Source organism: Bacillus cereus group sp. BfR-BA-01380 (assembly GCF_022663535.1).
GTDB classification, from domain to species: domain Bacteria; phylum Bacillota; class Bacilli; order Bacillales; family Bacillaceae_G; genus Bacillus_A; species Bacillus_A cereus_BB.
Genome location: NZ_JAKUFS010000031.1, coordinates 39,409 through 56,639 on the forward strand (window position 1 = coordinate 39,409; position 17,231 = coordinate 56,639).

The following is a 17,231-nucleotide window of genomic DNA, read 5'->3' on the forward strand; positions in this document are numbered from 1 at the left end:
TCTTTAGTAGTTATAACTATACCTACTAATATAAGAAAAGATTCTTACCGAGTCAATAATATTCTGAATTTTCAATCAACAAAAAATGACCTTAAAAGAAAAAAAGAAGATAACCTCCTACTATATAGAAAATTATCTTCTTTTTAATTTCTGTATATTGATATCCTGTTATTTACTCAAAACAGACGCTTTTTACTAACAGCCCTTCTTAATTTGCAGCATCGTATTCCCATTCTTTTGAAACTCATATGGGACCTGTACTTCTTCTACTTCGCATCCGTTGTTTCGTAAATTTCCTATAAGCTCGTCTAAAAACTCATATCGTTCACCCTTTAAATCGATACATGGGAAAATTCTAATTTCTTGTTTCGCAACGCGGAGCAATTCTGTAATCGTATCAACATGGAACTTATAATCGAAGCGATCACCATACATAAATAGAAAATGTGCTGATAAAACCATATCAAATTCCTCATCTTGAAAAGGCAGATTAGGTAACGTGGCATACACATACTTCTCTAGATTATGTTTCATGTCCGTTCCGCAAACTTGAAGTGCTTCTAAACGGTGCTTCTGTAAATCCTCTACACTAGAAAAATAATTCCATATGTAATTATCTTTTGCTTTTTGCATATGTTCCATCGTATGTATTACATCTTGTAATCCTTTTTCATATAAAGCTTCCCCATCAAATTGATATACAACATCACAAGCTGTTACATCTCCGCCCTTTGCATTTGCGACTGCAGTAAATGAACAAGCACCAGCTGGACAATCTAATATTTTCTTATTTTGTATGTCCTCATCACGTAATTGGAACATATCACAATACTCTTCAAACGTACGGCCAATAAATACAACTCTTTCAATATCTAATTTCATTTTCTTCACTCCCCTTCCTTATTTTAACATAAGAAAAACTATAATAATATTACATTCAATTCCAAATAACCCCTAAAATTATTTCATATAAATTTGAATACGATAATTTTTTAAAATTGTCTAAATAATTATTTGCAACAATTAATTGCTGCTAAACACGATGATAAAATGACATGGTCCTCTACTGTAGCTTTAAAATAAAGTTTGATTATTTTATTGAAGCTTATTCCACAAATGCACCCGTTAATTCAATAAGAATTATTCTCGAACTTCTCTAATACTTTTTCCACTTAAAAATGCATGTCCGTTTGTTAATTTTTTTACTGTTTGAAATCCATACTTTTGATATACTTTTTCAATTGATTCATTTATTGGAAAAACCCAAAGCTTTTTTATTCCTCTATTTATTACTTCTTTTTGTATAAATTGAATAACTTCACCTATCAAGCCTTTACCTCTGAATTCTTCACTTGTAGCTACACTTTCCATTCGAGCTTGTTCCCCATCTTCAAAAATACAAGCAGTTGAACAAGCTATCCCGTTGAACCGAAGAAGATAATGTGTGAAAGAAGAATGATTAAATTGTTCTTTATAAACTTTCTCAATTGATTCCTTTCCTCCAAACTCTTTAATACTACTTTCTATATCTAAAGCTTCTTGATAATTTTCTTTTGTTACTTTTTCAATAGTAACTCTCTTATTATTCTGAATGTCAATCACTCGGTTATTCCACAATTGAACAGGACTAACAAGTTCTTCATATCTAAAATTCCTTATTTTTAATTCAGTAATCAGATTTTGTTGGCTCTCTAAATTATAGATATAAAACCTTGGTATGATTTTTTTGGACTGATAATAGCTAATAACCTCGTCTATAACTGACTGCGGATGTAAACACTCATCAATAATATGTGCGTGATTTGAGTCATAATAATTTGGTTGGTTTTCATTACAAAATAACGATCCCCACGAGGTATCAATTCGTTTAGAAAAGGTCTCATAGTATGAAATATCAAGCATTAAAAGTTCTTGTGAATTTGGCATATAGTCACCCCTTAATTTCCAGAATATAATTAATATTAACTGAATTATAGCATATATATTTCAAATCCTTCTTAAACTAACCTGTACCTATAGTTCAATAAGAAAAAACGAAATTAGATCATTTCGGTTAAACTTTTTTTCAAAACAGTACGACTTTATTTCAAATCCACATCTACTAGCAAATAAGCTATATTTTCTAAACATACAGATACTCATTTAGCCCAATTATACAATATCTATTAATCTTAATATAACCATGAATTTGACACATTCTACTTTCGTATTAAGATTAATATATATGGAGGGGAATTTATATGGAATATAATATTTTAAAAGTTATTGCACTAGCAGAAAAACTAAAATATGAAATGCGGCACAGTTGGCTTTCTAACGGCCGTCAAGAGAGTGTAGCAGAGCATACATGGCGTATGTCACTCATGGCTATCCTCGTTCATCCTTATTTAGATAAAAAAGTGAATATCGAAAAGTTACTTAAGATGGTAATTATCCACGATTTAGTCGAAGCTGAAGCTGGTGATATCCCTGCATTCGATACGATGAATAGTGAAGAATTACAACAAAAAAAACAAGAAAACGAACAACAAGCTATCCTAAATATTAAACATACACTGCCAGGTCCACTTGGGGAAGAATTATATGAACTATGGATGGAGTTTGAAGAAAAAGAAACATATGAAGCAAAAGTAGCAAATGCTTTAGATAAGCTAGAAGTAAAAATTCAACATAATGAAGCAGACATCGATACATGGCTGCCCATCGAACATAAAATGACATTCCAAGTTGCACAGCATACAGATTTTGACTCATTCTTATCAAAGTTACAAAAAATTATTGAAAAAGAAGGAGAACAAAAATTAATTGCTGCTGGAATCGATGTTGAGGCTTGTAAGCAGTAACAGCTCATACTTTAAAAATACTACTAATATATTTTATAGCAGAAACCGCATGAAAAATTTTCATGCGGTTTTTTCTATCTTACTATTCTCTTCTTTCATTATGTACAAAAGTGCAATTTTCATCTAGAACAAATTGATGAAACAACTCTTTATCTTCTGAAAAAGATAAGTGGATTCCTTCTATTTCACTCCAACTTTTCCAACTAATTTCATGAATTAAACCGTCCGGATCACATATTTCTGCTTTTCCGCCAATCACTTCTACTTCATAGTACACAATATGAACGTTATACCCATTGCTGTCACCAATTTTTTCATGTACCTTTTGAATGATTCGTACATCATATCCCGTTTCTTCTTTTACTTCACGTATACAACACTGTTCAAATGTTTCATTTTCAAATTTTCCACCAGATGGAACGGACCATTTTAATTCTTCCTCTTTTACATCTGGTCGTCCTTGTAATACCATTAATAAATTTCCATCTTTGTTTATACATAATGCTGCTGCACCTTGAAAAATCTCCATTTTTTCTCCCTCCTCTTAAAACAATACCATATTCCCTGTTCGTTTTGCATGCTTTTCTGCCTTCCGAACGAGCAAATAAGATGTGACCACCAAACAATGCAATTCGCAAAGAAATTTTTAATTTGGAAAAGAAACTAAAATCACCCTCAAATCGGTTACGCGGTGAAACAGTTGAACAATGGATGGAAAGACTTCATAGAGACGAAGAGGTCTCCATTCAATTTGATGTAATTATCGATGCATATAAACGCTACAAGGTATGCAAATCGTGATGATACTGAACTTCTCCAGAAATTTAAAAGAGAAGTTCATACATTATACAAATATCGAAAATGAGTAAAAGAAAAGAAAAAATAAGCTTGAATCTCAATACTAGCTAAAAACCTCGACTTCTCCTACTGGAGTCATCGAGGTTCTTAGTAGTATGATAAGGGTAATATAAATTCGGTTCCCCCTATCATGCTATTTTCTCTTATATTTTTTGCTTACATAATAAAAAAAGAACACCTTATGTGCTCTTCTTTTATTATTATTCATATTAATGTAGCAAGATGCTGCTTTGCATCGTATTCCTCTAAACTTTCCCCATGTTTAACACGATGAACAAAATCCGGATTAGAAATCAATGGTCTACCAAATGCCACTACATCAATTGTTCCTTCTTGTAGTGCTTCTTCTGCCTCTTTTGGATTTAAATTCCCAACTCCTACAATTATACCATCCCAATATTTACGAACTAATTGATGTAAGTTTTTTCCGTCAGCTATAACTTGCGTATAATTCATTGTTGAAGGATGAATCATCGTTAATCCTACTTCATAGAGCATCTCTACGAAAGTTTGAATTGCTACTTCAGGATTTTCCCACATGTAGCTAGGGTTATCACCTTTAAATGCCGAAAAACGAATAAGCGTTTTATCTGCACCAATCGCACTTATAACGGCTTGCAATACTTCTTTCATAAATGTTAACCTTTGTTTTAAATCTCCGCCATATTGATCATTTCGATGATTCGCAAATTCATAAGCAAATTGATCAATTAAATACCCATGTGCCCCATGAATTTCTACCCCATCGAAGCCTGCTTCTATCGCATTCCTAGCAGCTTGTGCATACTGTTCGATAGTCTCTTGAATTTCTTCTATTGTCATCGCTTCTGGCGTATCAAAAGGCTTCCGAAAACGCGGGACATTTCCTTGTGCCGCAATAGCTGAAGGTGCTTGTGGTAAGAATCCACCTGTTAGTTCATGATGGCTCATACGTCCTACATGCCATATTTGCGCAATAATTGTTCCACCTTCTTCATGTACTGCATCTGTTACTGACTTCCAAGAATCAATTTGCTCCTCGGTATAGATACCTGGGACACCTGGATTCCCCTTCGCTCTTGGGCTAATTACTATTCCTTCTGTAATAATTAGACCCACACCATCTGCCGCACGTTTCCGGTAATACTCGGCTACATCAGCTCCAACTACCCCTGTCTCATCATTAGCAAAACAACGCGTCATCGGTGCCATTGCCACACGATTACGAAGAGACCAAGCTCCAATTTGAATCGGATCAAATAACTTTGTTTCTTCCACGTTTTGAAATGATCCCCAATTGCTTATATTCGTGCCTTCATAGATACTTCTCTTTGAATTTGTCATCTTTCTTCCCCCTTAATTAAAAGTTCCACTTACATTTCATTGAAAAGATGGAAACTGTCTATAACCGTATCATAATTTTTCACAAACTAGTGCGTCAATTTATACGCTCTCCTTGTTATTACCCTTGCAGTGGTATTCCATCAAAAGCTTTTATATCTAATGGTGCAACTAAAAATTGATTTGCTTTGCCAACAAACGAAGTGAAATGCTCACTCTTATTGTGGTTAGCAATTGCTTCTGTATTTTCCCACACCTCTACCATTGTATAGACATCTTCTTTTTCGGTATCCTTGTACAAATCATAAGATACATTTCCATTTTCTTTTCTTGAACCACTAATTAGCAGGTCAATCTCATTTAAAAACGCTTGTTGTTTTGCTGAATCTACATGAAATCTAGCATGGACAATAATCATGGTACGCTCTCCTCTCAGTTTTCTACTTGTATTTGTATCTATGAAAAAAATCAATCACGCAAATGATGAATCCTTGTGATCTTCTACAATTACTTCCACTGAGCGATTTTATCAATTGGAAGGCGAACTGATTTGTAGCCACTGTCAGCTGCTTTCCCAATTGAAATTAACATAACTGGCACATAACGCTCTTTATCTAAACCAAACGCTTCTGCAATTTTATCTTTTTCATATCCACCAATTGGACATGTATCGTATCCGTGAGCACGAGCTGTAAGTATAAGTTGCATCGCTACAAGACCACCATCAATTAAAACTGTGTCTTTCATTACTTCCGGAGAAACTGTTGAAAAATAAGCTGTAAGCTTTTCTATTTGACTTTCTTTTACTTCTGAAGGCATATATCCAAGTTCAACTGCTTTTCCGTAAATTTCTTCGGCATTTTCGAAATTATTCAAATCACCAAAAACAGCAATCATTGCTGCTGATGTTTCTACTTGAAGTTGATTAAATTTAGCAAGTGGCGCAAGCCTTGCTTTTCCTTCAGCACTATCAATGACTAAGAAGCGCCATGGTTGCATATTTACAGAAGATGGTGCAAGTGTTGCTTCTGTAAGGATCTCTGTCATTTCTTCTTTACTAATTTTCACAGTAGGATCATACTTTCGAATAGAACGACGGCCTGTCATAATTTCTGTAAAATTATTTGTTTTTTGTGCGTTAGTCATAGATAGATTCTCCCTTTTTCTGTCTAATGATTATATTAGAATTCTTTTATATTTTTTTGAATGCGATTTAACATATTTAGAAGTTCATCTCGTTCTTCTTCGTTAAAATCCTTTAACACAGAAGCGGCAAATCGCTCTTTTTCCTCTTGAAAGGAATGAATTTTATTCCGACCAGTATCTGTTAAACTAACAAGAGTTAACCGATTATCATTCGGACTTTTACGCCTTGTAATCATTTCGCTAGCTTCAAGTTGCTTTAAATGCCGGGTGATTGCTGCATTGTCAATGTTGACTTCTTTTTGAAGTTCTTTTTGACTTATTTCATCTACTTGATAAAGTTGATGTAAAAGTTCAAGTCTAGACTGACTAATCCCTGTACAACCTTCAAACTTCGAACTGATGTCTTTATTGAGAAAATGTAGTTTATATAAAATAATCGCTCCCTTTGAACATGAATAGGTCAAATTACCCCTCCTTTTAGGTTGTATATAATTGACGTATCAATAATTGATATATCAATTATTGATACGTCAATTATATTACAAGAGATTTACTTGGAAAGCAATAATTTTGTTTTTATCCCCAATTAACACACAGTTCCCGCTAATCAAAACTATATGGGATACAGACCCATGCACATTTATAGTGGTTTTATTCAAAAATAACAGTATACATGTCACAAGAGTAAAAGGTATTTTTTTCATATCCTTTTATCCTGCCTAGTTTATATCCTTATCCATACTTTATAAAAAGTAAAACTAAGTTCATATCTTTTTATAATTTGTAAAATTGACTGTTAAATGTCTATATAAAAAACCAGTGATATCAGTACTTGCATATGATATCACTGGTTTTTGTGAGTTTGACATTTTGTATCTTTTGTAAAATTCAACTGCAAAATATCATCGAAGGAATATTCTGAAAAACAAACATTTTTTCATGTATAATTAGTAATATGTGAGATTTTCTCAAAGGAAAGAAGATATAGTTTATGGGGACATGTATTAAACGTATTGACGTTGCTACACAGGAAATTAAATCTGTATCATACGAATGGTTATTAGATGAATTACCAGAAGAGCAAAAAGATCGTTTACTTGGTAGTTGGAAAAAACGTAAAGTAGATGGAGAGTTAGAATTAATTTGTTCTTGTACCAATAAAATAAAGATTCAAATGAATGTAAGGGAATTCAGGACCAATTCATTTACATTATGCACATATCCCAATCAAAAACATCTTCATACAGAAACATGCAATTTCTTTGGAAGCGAGTATAAAGCGAAGAACCCTTATATAAGTAATTGGCGTGAAAAAGAAGATGGGACAATACGTGTTTCTTTAAATTTTCCCAATATGGATGATAAAGAGGCTAATAAAGGCCCAATTAAAGATTCTCAAACTGGTTCACATCAAACAGAAGATAAAAAAGATAATCCTTCCATAAAAAAAAGAACATCCAGAGATTATTTAACAGTATTTGAATTAAGCCGCAAATTATTAGTTCGATCTTGGGATTTTTCTATTTGGGGTCCCGCCAACCCAATGACATAAAACCCACGCTAAGACATTTTATGGAAGATAAAAAGCCGATTTTCCTACGTTAAGGAATTTCGGCATGTATGTTTTATCTTCGGAGTGGTCGTAATAATTCTAAAGTAGTTGATTGCTTAAATTTAAACTTATATTCACCAAGGAAGTTGATATGTTCCCATCCAAATGGTGAAATATGATATAAAAGTTTTTCCTGCAAGACACCTTTCACTTTTTTATATTCTATTGCTTTGGTTAAATATACCGTATTATTTCAATAAAAGACTGTCTCGTCATCATAATAGGTGTTTTTGCCCATCCCCCCGAAAAGGGGGCGATAAGACAAAATATCATAGAATCATTCAGTATCCATATCTTCTTCAGATGAATATAAGAGGATCGAAGTTCATTCTTACTTAAATACAGGCTTTATATTCTGTCATGATATTATTGATAATTGTTTTGACTGGTAGTATTTCCTTAATTTCATGCACTCTTGCTCCAGCAAAAACAAGACCATTCTCACAATCACCATCCATTGATGTTATCAAAGAATCTAGCGTACAAAAACGATAAGAACAATTTTTTAGGCAATTAATGCACTTCTTTATTTTTATCTTTTTATCATCAGCTATCAGTTCAGTGAAGTTATTCTTAATTGCACGACCTTGAAGACCTACAGTTGTTTTCAGCAGCATAGTATCTTTCGTTCGAGCATGTACATATTTTTCTTTAAATGATAAGGGTGCGTCACACTCATCACTTGCAACAAATCTCGTCCCCATTTGTACTCCAGAGGCCCCCATACTTAAGGCACGAGCAAGATCTTTTCCAGTCATAATTCCTCCAGCAGCAATTACGGGAATTTTAACCGCTGCAACTACTTCAGGTAATATATCGAATAAAGGTCTTTCGGTTCCGAGGTGTCCCCCGGCTTCATGACCTTCTACAACAACTGCAGCTGCACCCAGGCGTTCAGATAATTTAGCAAGCTTCGCTGAAGAAACAATTGAAATAACTGGTATACCGGCCTTTTTGCCCCAAGTATACATATCTCTTGAAATCCCAGCACCTGATATGATGAAATCAACTTTTTCTTCAATGGCAGCTTTCATTTTTTCAGCAAAATCATTCATCGCGAAAAGAACGTTTACTCCAATATAGCCGGCATTCTGTACCTTTTCCTTCGCCGTCCTTATATGTAGTCTCATTTCGTCGATGGAAATTCCAGTTCCTGATATAATTCCAATTCCTCCAGCATTTGCAACAGCAGATGCAAGGTTGCTTAATGAAATACCTACGCCCATACCTCCCTGCATAATTGGAACCTTTGGCATCATATGACCGATTTTTAACTGTGGAAAGTTCAAGTAAATACCCCATTTCATTACTGTTTTTAGAATGGACCGCTAAAGCTCCCTTATTGTAACATAGCGTTTCGAATGGATCCCAGGAAATTAATACCTACTCCTAGTAGTTTGTGGTGTTTTTTGTTGTTTTTCACAAAATGTTCGAATAATATTCTATAAATCTTGAACTTTAAAATTATGACCTAGTTTTACACGTATCTCGGCTGAACCTCCTATAATTTCCAAAAATGTATTAGCGTGGGTTTTATGTCATTTGGTTGGAGGAGCCCCTACAAGTTCTTTTTGTTAATTACCTCAAAATATATTGGCATCAATAAAGAGGAAGATAATGTACTTGATAAATTTTATAATTTAAATAAAGAAAAGAATCCCTTTAAATTATCTAAAAGAATCCTTTTTCTGTATATTTGATATAATCAATATTAAAAACTAACTTGTCAAAACATAAATTTCACTTTACCTATAGTATCAGCCCCACCTACGCTAGATACCTTGATAGCCACACTTGCCATCCGACCCATTATCATTATAAAAGAAAGCGTTTACAATGTAAATGATTTCCTCTTAGAGGTTACCTTATTTTTTAAAAAAATTGTACGCTTGGACACAATTTGGAAACATTTTAACCGGTTCCCTGTACGTTAAGAAACTGGTTATTTATCTTACTACCTTTTTATTGGATTTTTGTCTCGTAGTGGTCTTCCTGGAAAACGTAAATAAGCAATTTGTTGTGGATTTAAAATAAAGTTCGATGATTTATAAAAAAGGCTGATCATTTATAATAAAGAAAGATAATTTGCAAAAAAGTTTGATAAAAAGATCTATTTTGTAGAATATTTCTTTGTTCAACAATCGGGCTATTTAACGGAATAACGAAGGAGAATTCAAAAGAGCGCTGAAATAGAAAAGATATAATTAAAAGGGAGTGTGACTGATGTGTCCCATGCTAAGGATGTTTTGGTTGATCAGTTGTTAGCAAATGCGAACGACCCTAGCTTTTACATTCCATTTTTGGAATCAGTAGCAAACTTGTCGGAGGAAGAAGCGTTTTGGAAACCCAACGATGAAAGTAACAGTATCGCTGAAATTGTGCAACATCTACTTTACTGGAATGAGACATGGCAAAAGAGGTACGAAAAATCTCCTGTGAATGCTGTTGTACCAATAGGTGATAATAATAAAAGCTTTATTGTTACGGAAAATAAAAGATTTGCTGACTTAAAAGAGTGCCTTCTAAAGGTTATGCTTCAGTGGCAAGATCTACTAACTGAAGAAAAGGTAGAAAGTGAAGTGAATGGTTTCCCAGAGACTGCAAAGTGGTGGGGGGTACTAGGAAATATATCCACGCATAACGCTTACCATATTGGACAAATTGTTTACATCCGAAAACAACTACAAAAAAGCTGGAAAACTAATATTAAATGAGAAAGTGAGACAACTTACATTCCTTGTTCAGTAATCGGGCGCTTTTGTTGAAGAACTTTTTTGAAGTAGATTCCCAAACTTGGAGATCTACTTTCTAGATATTTTTATAATTGTAAATATTATATATCTTTATGAAAATTGGTTTACTAAGGAGGTTGTTATATGAGTTACAAGAACACACTTATTACCATTTCAGAGGATTCAAAAGCTACTTCTGCCATAGTACCTGTCACCAGAAACGGAAAACTTACTATTGCTTCTATTGAATATGATTTAATTAAGAATAATCCTTATAAATTTACACAAGAAGATGTGCAATTTAAAACTTATTTAATCAAAAATCAAATAGAAGAAGAAAATACAGATGAACTGCGAAAACAATTTTTTTCAAAATCTATGGCTTGCTTCAGAGCTTCTCCTTTAGTGAAAAATTATGGTTGGGGAATACACTATAACGATCAAGGAAAAATTTCCATTTATGATATTAAGAGTGAAATATATAACCAATTGCTTAATCAAAATAAGATTACTAAATTAAAAGGTATGCGTTCGAAAAGAAAATAAAACAGTATCTTATTATGAATATCCTTTATTAAAGTAAACGTAAAGCAACTCCAAAATATACAATAAAAGTTGATTTTGGAGTTATTTTTTTTACTTTGTATCTTGGATAATTGTTCGTAAAATAGATTCCCATATGTCAGGATCGTCAGGTAAGAAATGTCCTGCATCTTTCATATAATGGGTTGTTACATAGGGGGTAGCTGAGGCTACTTTTTTTATTTCTTCTATTGAAGATAAAGTGTCGGCTGTACCATGCCAAATATGGATAGGGATGGGGATATCTTGAAAATTAAACCCCCAATATTTTGCTAAAAGAGCAGGTTCTGATACTGCTTCATCTACACTATTTCTTAACGCTTCTTTCATATGAATCATAGTTAATTTAATATCTTCATCTGTTTGAATAAATTGTTGATCCCATTTGCATAAATGTGCATTTCCCTTTTTCAGCCTCTGTATATATTTTTCAGGGTTCTTTTCCATTTGCTTTTTTTGAGTACGATATACCCATTTTAATAGCAAAGGTAATCGTTTGGAGATAAAGAAAGCAATCCGATTTTCACGGCACATACTAGCTGGCGGCTTTTCATTCTCAAACGGAGTTGCACTAGAGACCATCTGTACGGATTGTAAGCGTTCAGGGATTTGATAAGCACAAGCAGCAGCATAAGCGCCCCCACCTGAAACACCTATAATAGAAAAAGTTTGGAGCTTTAGTTGATCTGCTAATTCATTTACATCTTCTGCCCAATCCAGAACTGTTCGATTCCATTTTGGATCAGAGAGCCCATATCCAGGTCTATCTATTGAAAGAAGTCGTATTCCTAAGCATTTTGCTACCATATCATCTGTTAATGACCAAATTCTTGAACCGGGTGTACCGTGGAATAGCATGACTGGTAATCCGTTTGTTTTACCATATTCAATGTAAGCTAAGTTGCGCCCATCTTGCAAAGTTATGATGTGATCTTTCATATTATCTACTCCTATAACAAATTATAAACCGACCGTTCAGTCTAATTTTATAATAGGAGAAGTTTATTTGTAAATACTGGAATCACATTTTTTTCATTCATGTTGTAATTCATTAGATATAGAAATAAACATACAAAAACGCCATCCTTTCCTATGATTCTACAGAAAGAATAACGTATTTTTTCATTTTAGGGGGTATTTTGTTTTGTTAGCTTGATAGCGATGTGGTGTTTCCCCTCTTCCAGCAATTTAAAGAAAAAGTAAATAAACTTTATACCTATCAAAAAACACTAAAAAAGAAGTAAAAATAAAACGAAACCTCAATTACTCTAAAAAAGAGCGCTTGAGGTTTCATTTATTGTGTAAAAATCCTTATTTATTATTAACCAGTTGTCCATCATACACTTTAATATCTAACGGAGCAGTTAAAAACTATTACTTCCACTGGGCAACTTTATCGATTGGCAGACGAACTGATTTATATCCACGGTCGGCTGCTTTTCCAATTGAAATTAGCATAACTGGTACATAGCGCTCTTTATCTAATCCAAAAGCTTCTGCAATTTTGTCTTTTTCAAAACCACCAATTGGACATGTGTCATATCCATGTGCACGTGCAGTCAACATAAACTGCATGGAAACAAGGCCACCGTCAATTAATACTGTATCTTTCATTATTTCTGGTGAAACTGTAGAGAAATACGCAGAAAGCTTTTGCATTTGATCTTCTTTTACTTCAGCTGGCATATAGCCATGTTCAACTGCTGTACCATAAATCTCTTCCGCATTATCAAAGTTTTGTAAATCACTAAATACAGCAATCATTGCTGATGATGTTTCTACTTGAAGCTGATTAAACTTAGCAAGCGGAGCAAGTGTTGCTTTTCCTTCCGCACTATCGATCACAAGAAAGCGCCATGGTTGCATATTAACTGATGACGGTGCAAGCGTTGCCTCTGTCAAAATTTCTGTCATTTCTTCTTTACTAATTTTCATAGATGGATCATATTTACGAATTGAACGACGTCCTGTAAGAATTTCTGTAAAGTCATTTGTTGTTTTTGTGTTACTCATAGATGTACGCTCCCTTTTTAAACTTCTTTTATATTTTCTCGAATGCGATTTAACATATTTAAAAGGTTATCACACTCTTCCCCACTTAAACCTTTTAGCGCTGAAACTGCGAAACGCTCTTTCTCCTCTTGAAAGGCATGGATTTTATTTCGGCCGTCTCTCGTTAAGCTAACAAGAGTAATTCTGTTATCATCAGGATTTTTACGCCTTGTAATCATTTCATTTGCTTCAAGTTGCTTTAAGTGCCTTGTAATCGCAGCATTATCAATATTCACTTCTTGTTGAAGTGCTTTTTGACTAATTTCATCTACTTCATATAGCTGAAGGATAAGCTCAAGCCTAGATTGACTCATACCTGTACAACCTTCAAACTTTGAACTCACTTCTTTATTAAGAAAGTGTAATTTATATAAAATAATCGCTTCCTTCGAGCATGATTTTGTCACTTTACCCCTCCTTTACTACTAATTCATACAGTTAATTGATACATCAATAATTGATATGTCAATTAATATAACGGATAAACATTTAAAGCGCAATCATTTTGTTTTTCCCTACTTCATGTTTCGCATCCCCCTTACTAAATTTTCAAAATTCCGCACTTAATCACGTTACAAATAATGGTAATTACCCTATAATAAAGATATTATAAACGACTGGAGAGTGATTCTAATGCGGCAATTCAATAAACGAAATGAGGAATTCAATATGAAAAACGAAATGAGGACTATCATACATGAAAACAATAAATATAGGGATTGTAGCGCATGTAGACGCTGGAAAGACGAGTTTGACTGAGCGTATTCTTTATGAAACCAATGTAATTCAAGAAATTGGCCAAGTAGATAAGGGTAGTACGCAAACAGATTCGATGGAGTTAGAAAAACAACGCGGGATTACCATTAAAGCATCTGTCGTTTCATTTTTTATAAATGATCTCAAAGTAAATGTAATTGATACACCCGGTCATGCAGACTTTATTGCTGAAGTAGAACGATCTTTTCGTGTTTTAGACGGAGCCATTTTAGTTATATCAGCAGTTGAAGGCATTCAAGCACAGACCAAAATTTTAATGAGAACTCTACAAAAAATGCGTATTCCGACAATACTATTTGTAAATAAGATTGATCGTAGCGGTGCTCAAACTACTAAAGTTATCCAACAAATAAGGGAATCTCTTACCAATCAAGTACTCCCTTTATATAAAGTGAAGGATGAAGGAACAAAGCATGCATGTATGATTCAAAACGAATTACGTGCTGATGCAGATGAGACAATATATGATGAATGCATAGAACTTTTAGCACCCTATAATGAATCTTTACTCGAATCGTATGTAAACAGTGCAACATTAACTGAAACAACTCTAAAAGAAGAATTATTAAATCAAATTCAACATGCAAATGTATATCCAATCTTTTTCGGCTCAGCTATGACAGGTATGGGAGTCTCTGAATTACTTGAAGGTGTCTCAAACATGATTTCACAAAACATTTCGATTGATCATTCAGACAACATTTTATCAGGAATTGTTTTTAAAATTGAAAGAGAACCTTCTGGAGAAAAAATTGCTTATGTACGAGTATTTTCTGGATGCTTACATGTAAGGAAATACGTCGAGATAAACCGAAAAAAGAATCGTACTGAAATGGTCTCGCACAAAGAAAAGATAAAAAAGCTTCATATATTTCATAACGGAAAGGCTGTTCAATCCCCTACTGTTAGCGCAGGAGAGTTTTGTAAAGTATGGGGGCTAAGCGACATTAAAATAGGTGATATAATCGGTACAATGTCACACAGAATAAAGGAAGTTCACTTTGCTGATCCCCAAATGGAAGCGACAATTGAAGCAAGACCGAAAGAAAAAAATCATGACCTATATCAAGCACTGATGGAACTCTCTGAAGAAGATCCACTCATCAAAGTACTGAAAGATGATATTCATCATGAAATCTATATTCGACTTTTTGGTGAAGTTCAAAAAGAAGTCATAGAAACAACTTTAAAGGAAAAATACAATTTAGATGTTTCCTTTAAAGATACAAAAATTGTATGTATAGAAAAACCAATTGGAACCGGAAATGCAGTAGAAATCATGGGTGAAAACAATAACCCATTCTATGCAACAATTGGTTTTAAAATTGAACGAGGTGCATGTGGAACTGGTATCGCTTATAATTTAGCGGTCGAGCTGGGCTCATTGCCTTTAGCATTTCATAAAGCCATTGAAGACACTATATTCCAAACGTTAAAACAAGGTTTATATGGGTGGGAAGTTACCGACATCGTTGTAACTTTAACGCATACTGGTTATGCGAGTCCGGTAACGACCGCTGGTGATTTTAGAAAACTAACACCTCTTGTCTTAATGGCTGCTTTGAAGCAAGCTGGATCGACCGTATATGAACCAGTAAATGAGTTTGAATTAACAGTTCCTACAAGTTCAATTAGCAACACACTGTATAAATTATCAGTAATACATGCTGCATTTACAGAACCTGTGTTGCATAATGATTCTTTTTGTTTAACAGGAACATTACCAATGGCCAAAACAGAGAATTTCAAACGTGGTCTGCACTCTTTTACGGAAGGTGAAGGCATCTTTATATCTAGACCTTGCGGATATAGTAATATCGAATCAAATTTCCCAACGCGAAAACGAGTAGATTATAATCCACTCAATCGAAAAGATTATTTACTGCATGTGCTTCGTGCTTATTAATTTAGAATATAAAACCGACTTTTCACTTTGTTGAGAAAAGATTATGTCGAAGTAAATTCTGAATTTCTCAACATTTTCTTTGATTTCTATTTTTGAGAGTACCACATCGCTATCAAACTAAGAAATTCATTGTTCCCCAAAACGAAAAAAATGAACAGAATTCTCATAAATAACTGTAGAGGGGTAAAATTTTTACTTTGGGGGCACTTCAAAATATTAGCTTGATGGGCATGGGGTCCTGCCAACATTTCGCGGAAAACATACGCTAAGGGATAGTCGGCTCTTTAAATTATTTCAGCAAGCTATATTGCTTCAAAAAGGAAATAAACAGATTGAAGACTTATTTTGTTTCTTCCGTAGAACGTAACAAATCAAAAGAGCTGTCCTTATGAAAGAACAGCTCTTTTTTCGTCTCTTTACTAGCCTGCCATATTATTAGTACTATCTTCTGGAGAAAATACAGAAATATGATCGACTTTTCCAGTAGAATTTGGAATAACAAATTTCAGTTCAAATTGGTCATTCGCTTTATAACTATATATTTTGTCATTCCCATTTACCTTAACTGACATAGGTTTTCCTAAAACTTTTTCAATTTCCTGCAAAGTAAGCGTTTGAAACTCTGGATGATAGGAACGAACATCAAAAATTTGAGATCCTTTATTAAATCCAATCACAACATTTTTACTCGTAAAAGTTGCATACATACCTTTACCTGCTGGCTCAGTTTTATCAGCTTTCCCCCATGCCTTTTCAACTTCTTCAATATCTCCCGTATGTGCAGCAAATACAACATTTGGTACTTTTCCTTGTTTAGCTTGTTCTAATATATTCTTAATTTGATTACTTATTTTGGGGTCTATAGATATATTAGGTGCATTTTGTTGCTTTGGCTTTGGTTTAGAATCTGTTGATGTATTCGCTGAATCTTTCGATGTATCTGAAGGTGAATTTTCACTTTTCTTTTCATCTGAATCAGCAGAAGAATCCGGTTCCACTTTAGAATTCTTCTCATGTGTTTGCGTAGTTGATTTCTGTTCAGCAGAACCCTTACAAGCTGTTAGAGTTAGCATACATGTCAATACGAGAAAGCACATTATCATTTTCATACTTGCAACCTCCTAAATTATAGTACTCACTCCTATATTCAATCCATTACACTGCATTTCAAATCGAATTAATATCATTTTACATCCTAAAAAAGACTTTAACATATACCCCACTTCTCTCCTGTGCTTCTCGTCACAGTTGCTCCTCTATTCCTTCTTAAAAATAAAAAGGAAACGTCTTGCTATAAAGTGAAACTTTAATCAGTGGGGGTTTTCTTCATCCCCCACTGATTATCAGCCCTCACCAATCGGGCTTTTACGGGCAGTTTATCTCCCGCCTAACTTCTTAAGAAA

The 17,231-nt window shown here is 33.9% G+C and carries 17 protein-coding genes and 2 pseudogenes; 6 read left to right on the forward strand and 13 right to left on the reverse strand.

The window, feature by feature from the left end; genetic code table 11:
• Positions 1–195: 195 nt before the first annotated feature.
• Together MR076_RS21935 and MR076_RS21940 are read right to left on the reverse strand one after the other, a co-directional pair.
• Positions 196–882, reverse strand: coding sequence for a class I SAM-dependent methyltransferase (locus MR076_RS21935; protein WP_242224126.1), 687 nt, complete (start codon positions 880–882; stop codon positions 196–198).
• A 258-nt stretch (positions 883–1,140) separates the two neighbouring features.
• The gene (locus tag MR076_RS21940; RefSeq protein WP_242224128.1) at positions 1,141–1,926 is read right to left on the reverse strand and encodes a GNAT family N-acetyltransferase; all 786 of its coding nucleotides are present in this window, start codon (positions 1,924–1,926) and stop codon (positions 1,141–1,143) included.
• Between the two features lie 314 nt (positions 1,927–2,240).
• On the opposite strand from MR076_RS21940, the gene MR076_RS21945 reads away from it, so the two are divergent.
• Positions 2,241–2,843 carry an HD domain-containing protein gene (locus MR076_RS21945; RefSeq protein ID WP_242224130.1) on the forward strand — a complete coding sequence of 201 codons (603 nt, stop codon included), beginning with the start codon at positions 2,241–2,243 and terminating at the stop codon, positions 2,841–2,843.
• Positions 2,844–2,925: 82 nt separating this feature from the next.
• Here MR076_RS21945 and MR076_RS21950 read toward each other — a convergent pair whose 3' ends face one another.
• Positions 2,926–3,372, reverse strand: a complete 447-nt coding sequence (locus MR076_RS21950; RefSeq protein WP_242224131.1) for an NUDIX hydrolase — start codon at positions 3,370–3,372, stop codon at positions 2,926–2,928.
• Positions 3,373–3,458: 86 nt separating this feature from the next.
• Here MR076_RS21950 and MR076_RS21955 point away from each other — a divergent pair.
• Positions 3,459–3,708 (forward strand): annotated as a pseudogene (locus MR076_RS21955) (DUF4018 domain-containing protein); the annotation flags it as partial.
• 197 nt (positions 3,709–3,905) lie between these two features.
• Here the strand turns inward: MR076_RS21955 and MR076_RS21960 are convergent.
• The 4 genes from MR076_RS21960 to MR076_RS21975 all read right to left on the reverse strand — a co-directional run bounded on the left by MR076_RS21960 (position 3,906) and on the right by MR076_RS21975 (position 6,631).
• Complete coding sequence (locus tag MR076_RS21960) at positions 3,906–5,024, reverse strand: alkene reductase (RefSeq protein ID WP_242224133.1); 1,119 nt, start codon at positions 5,022–5,024, stop codon at positions 3,906–3,908.
• Between the two features lie 118 nt (positions 5,025–5,142).
• Positions 5,143–5,439: a putative quinol monooxygenase gene (locus MR076_RS21965; RefSeq protein WP_242224135.1), complete on the reverse strand. Its 297-nt coding sequence runs from the start codon at positions 5,437–5,439 to the stop codon at positions 5,143–5,145.
• A gap of 89 nt (positions 5,440–5,528) precedes the next feature.
• Positions 5,529–6,167 (reverse strand): nitroreductase family protein, encoded by a 639-nt coding sequence (locus tag MR076_RS21970; RefSeq protein WP_242224137.1) that lies wholly within the window; start codon positions 6,165–6,167, stop codon positions 5,529–5,531.
• A gap of 35 nt (positions 6,168–6,202) precedes the next feature.
• A complete protein-coding gene (locus MR076_RS21975) occupies positions 6,203–6,631 on the reverse strand; it encodes a MarR family winged helix-turn-helix transcriptional regulator (RefSeq protein WP_242224139.1) in 429 nt (142 codons plus the stop codon).
• A 527-nt stretch (positions 6,632–7,158) separates the two neighbouring features.
• On the opposite strand from MR076_RS21975, the gene MR076_RS21980 reads away from it, so the two are divergent.
• A complete protein-coding gene (locus tag MR076_RS21980) occupies positions 7,159–7,719 on the forward strand; it encodes a hypothetical protein (protein WP_242224140.1) in 561 nt (186 codons plus the stop codon).
• A gap of 73 nt (positions 7,720–7,792) precedes the next feature.
• Here MR076_RS21980 and MR076_RS21985 read toward each other — a convergent pair.
• Both MR076_RS21985 and MR076_RS21990 read right to left on the reverse strand, forming a co-directional pair.
• Positions 7,793–7,969: pseudogene (locus MR076_RS21985) on the reverse strand (Tn3 family transposase); the annotation flags it as partial.
• Positions 7,970–8,114: 145 nt separating this feature from the next.
• A complete protein-coding gene (locus MR076_RS21990; protein WP_242224142.1) occupies positions 8,115–9,086 on the reverse strand; it encodes an NAD(P)H-dependent flavin oxidoreductase in 972 nt (323 codons plus the stop codon).
• Between the two features lie 918 nt (positions 9,087–10,004).
• Between MR076_RS21990 and MR076_RS21995 the strand changes: the two genes are divergently transcribed.
• Positions 10,005–10,493, forward strand: a complete 489-nt coding sequence (locus tag MR076_RS21995; RefSeq protein WP_242224144.1) for a DinB family protein — start codon at positions 10,005–10,007, stop codon at positions 10,491–10,493.
• 162 nt (positions 10,494–10,655) lie between these two features.
• Positions 10,656–11,057: a DUF6157 family protein gene (locus tag MR076_RS22000; RefSeq protein WP_242224146.1), complete on the forward strand. Its 402-nt coding sequence runs from the start codon at positions 10,656–10,658 to the stop codon at positions 11,055–11,057.
• Positions 11,058–11,147: 90 nt separating this feature from the next.
• On the opposite strand, the gene MR076_RS22005 is transcribed toward MR076_RS22000, so the two are convergent.
• The 3 genes from MR076_RS22005 to MR076_RS22015 form a co-directional block, all read right to left on the reverse strand.
• Positions 11,148–12,032 (reverse strand): alpha/beta fold hydrolase, encoded by an 885-nt coding sequence (locus MR076_RS22005; protein WP_242224148.1) that lies wholly within the window; start codon positions 12,030–12,032, stop codon positions 11,148–11,150.
• 435 nt (positions 12,033–12,467) lie between these two features.
• A complete protein-coding gene (locus MR076_RS22010) occupies positions 12,468–13,106 on the reverse strand; it encodes a nitroreductase family protein (RefSeq protein ID WP_242224150.1) in 639 nt (212 codons plus the stop codon).
• 17 nt (positions 13,107–13,123) lie between these two features.
• Entirely contained in the window at positions 13,124–13,552 is a 429-nt protein-coding gene (locus MR076_RS22015) for a MarR family winged helix-turn-helix transcriptional regulator (protein WP_242224151.1), read from the reverse strand.
• A 290-nt stretch (positions 13,553–13,842) separates the two neighbouring features.
• Between MR076_RS22015 and tet the strand changes: the two genes are divergently transcribed.
• Positions 13,843–15,828, forward strand: coding sequence for a tetracycline resistance ribosomal protection protein (tet, locus tag MR076_RS22020; RefSeq protein WP_242224153.1), 1,986 nt, complete (start codon positions 13,843–13,845; stop codon positions 15,826–15,828).
• A 419-nt stretch (positions 15,829–16,247) separates the two neighbouring features.
• Here the strand turns inward: tet and MR076_RS22025 are convergent, their stop codons facing one another.
• The gene (locus MR076_RS22025) at positions 16,248–16,937 is read right to left on the reverse strand and encodes a YjgB family protein (RefSeq protein ID WP_242224155.1); all 690 of its coding nucleotides are present in this window, start codon (positions 16,935–16,937) and stop codon (positions 16,248–16,250) included.
• Between the last annotated feature and the right edge of the window lie 294 nt (positions 16,938–17,231).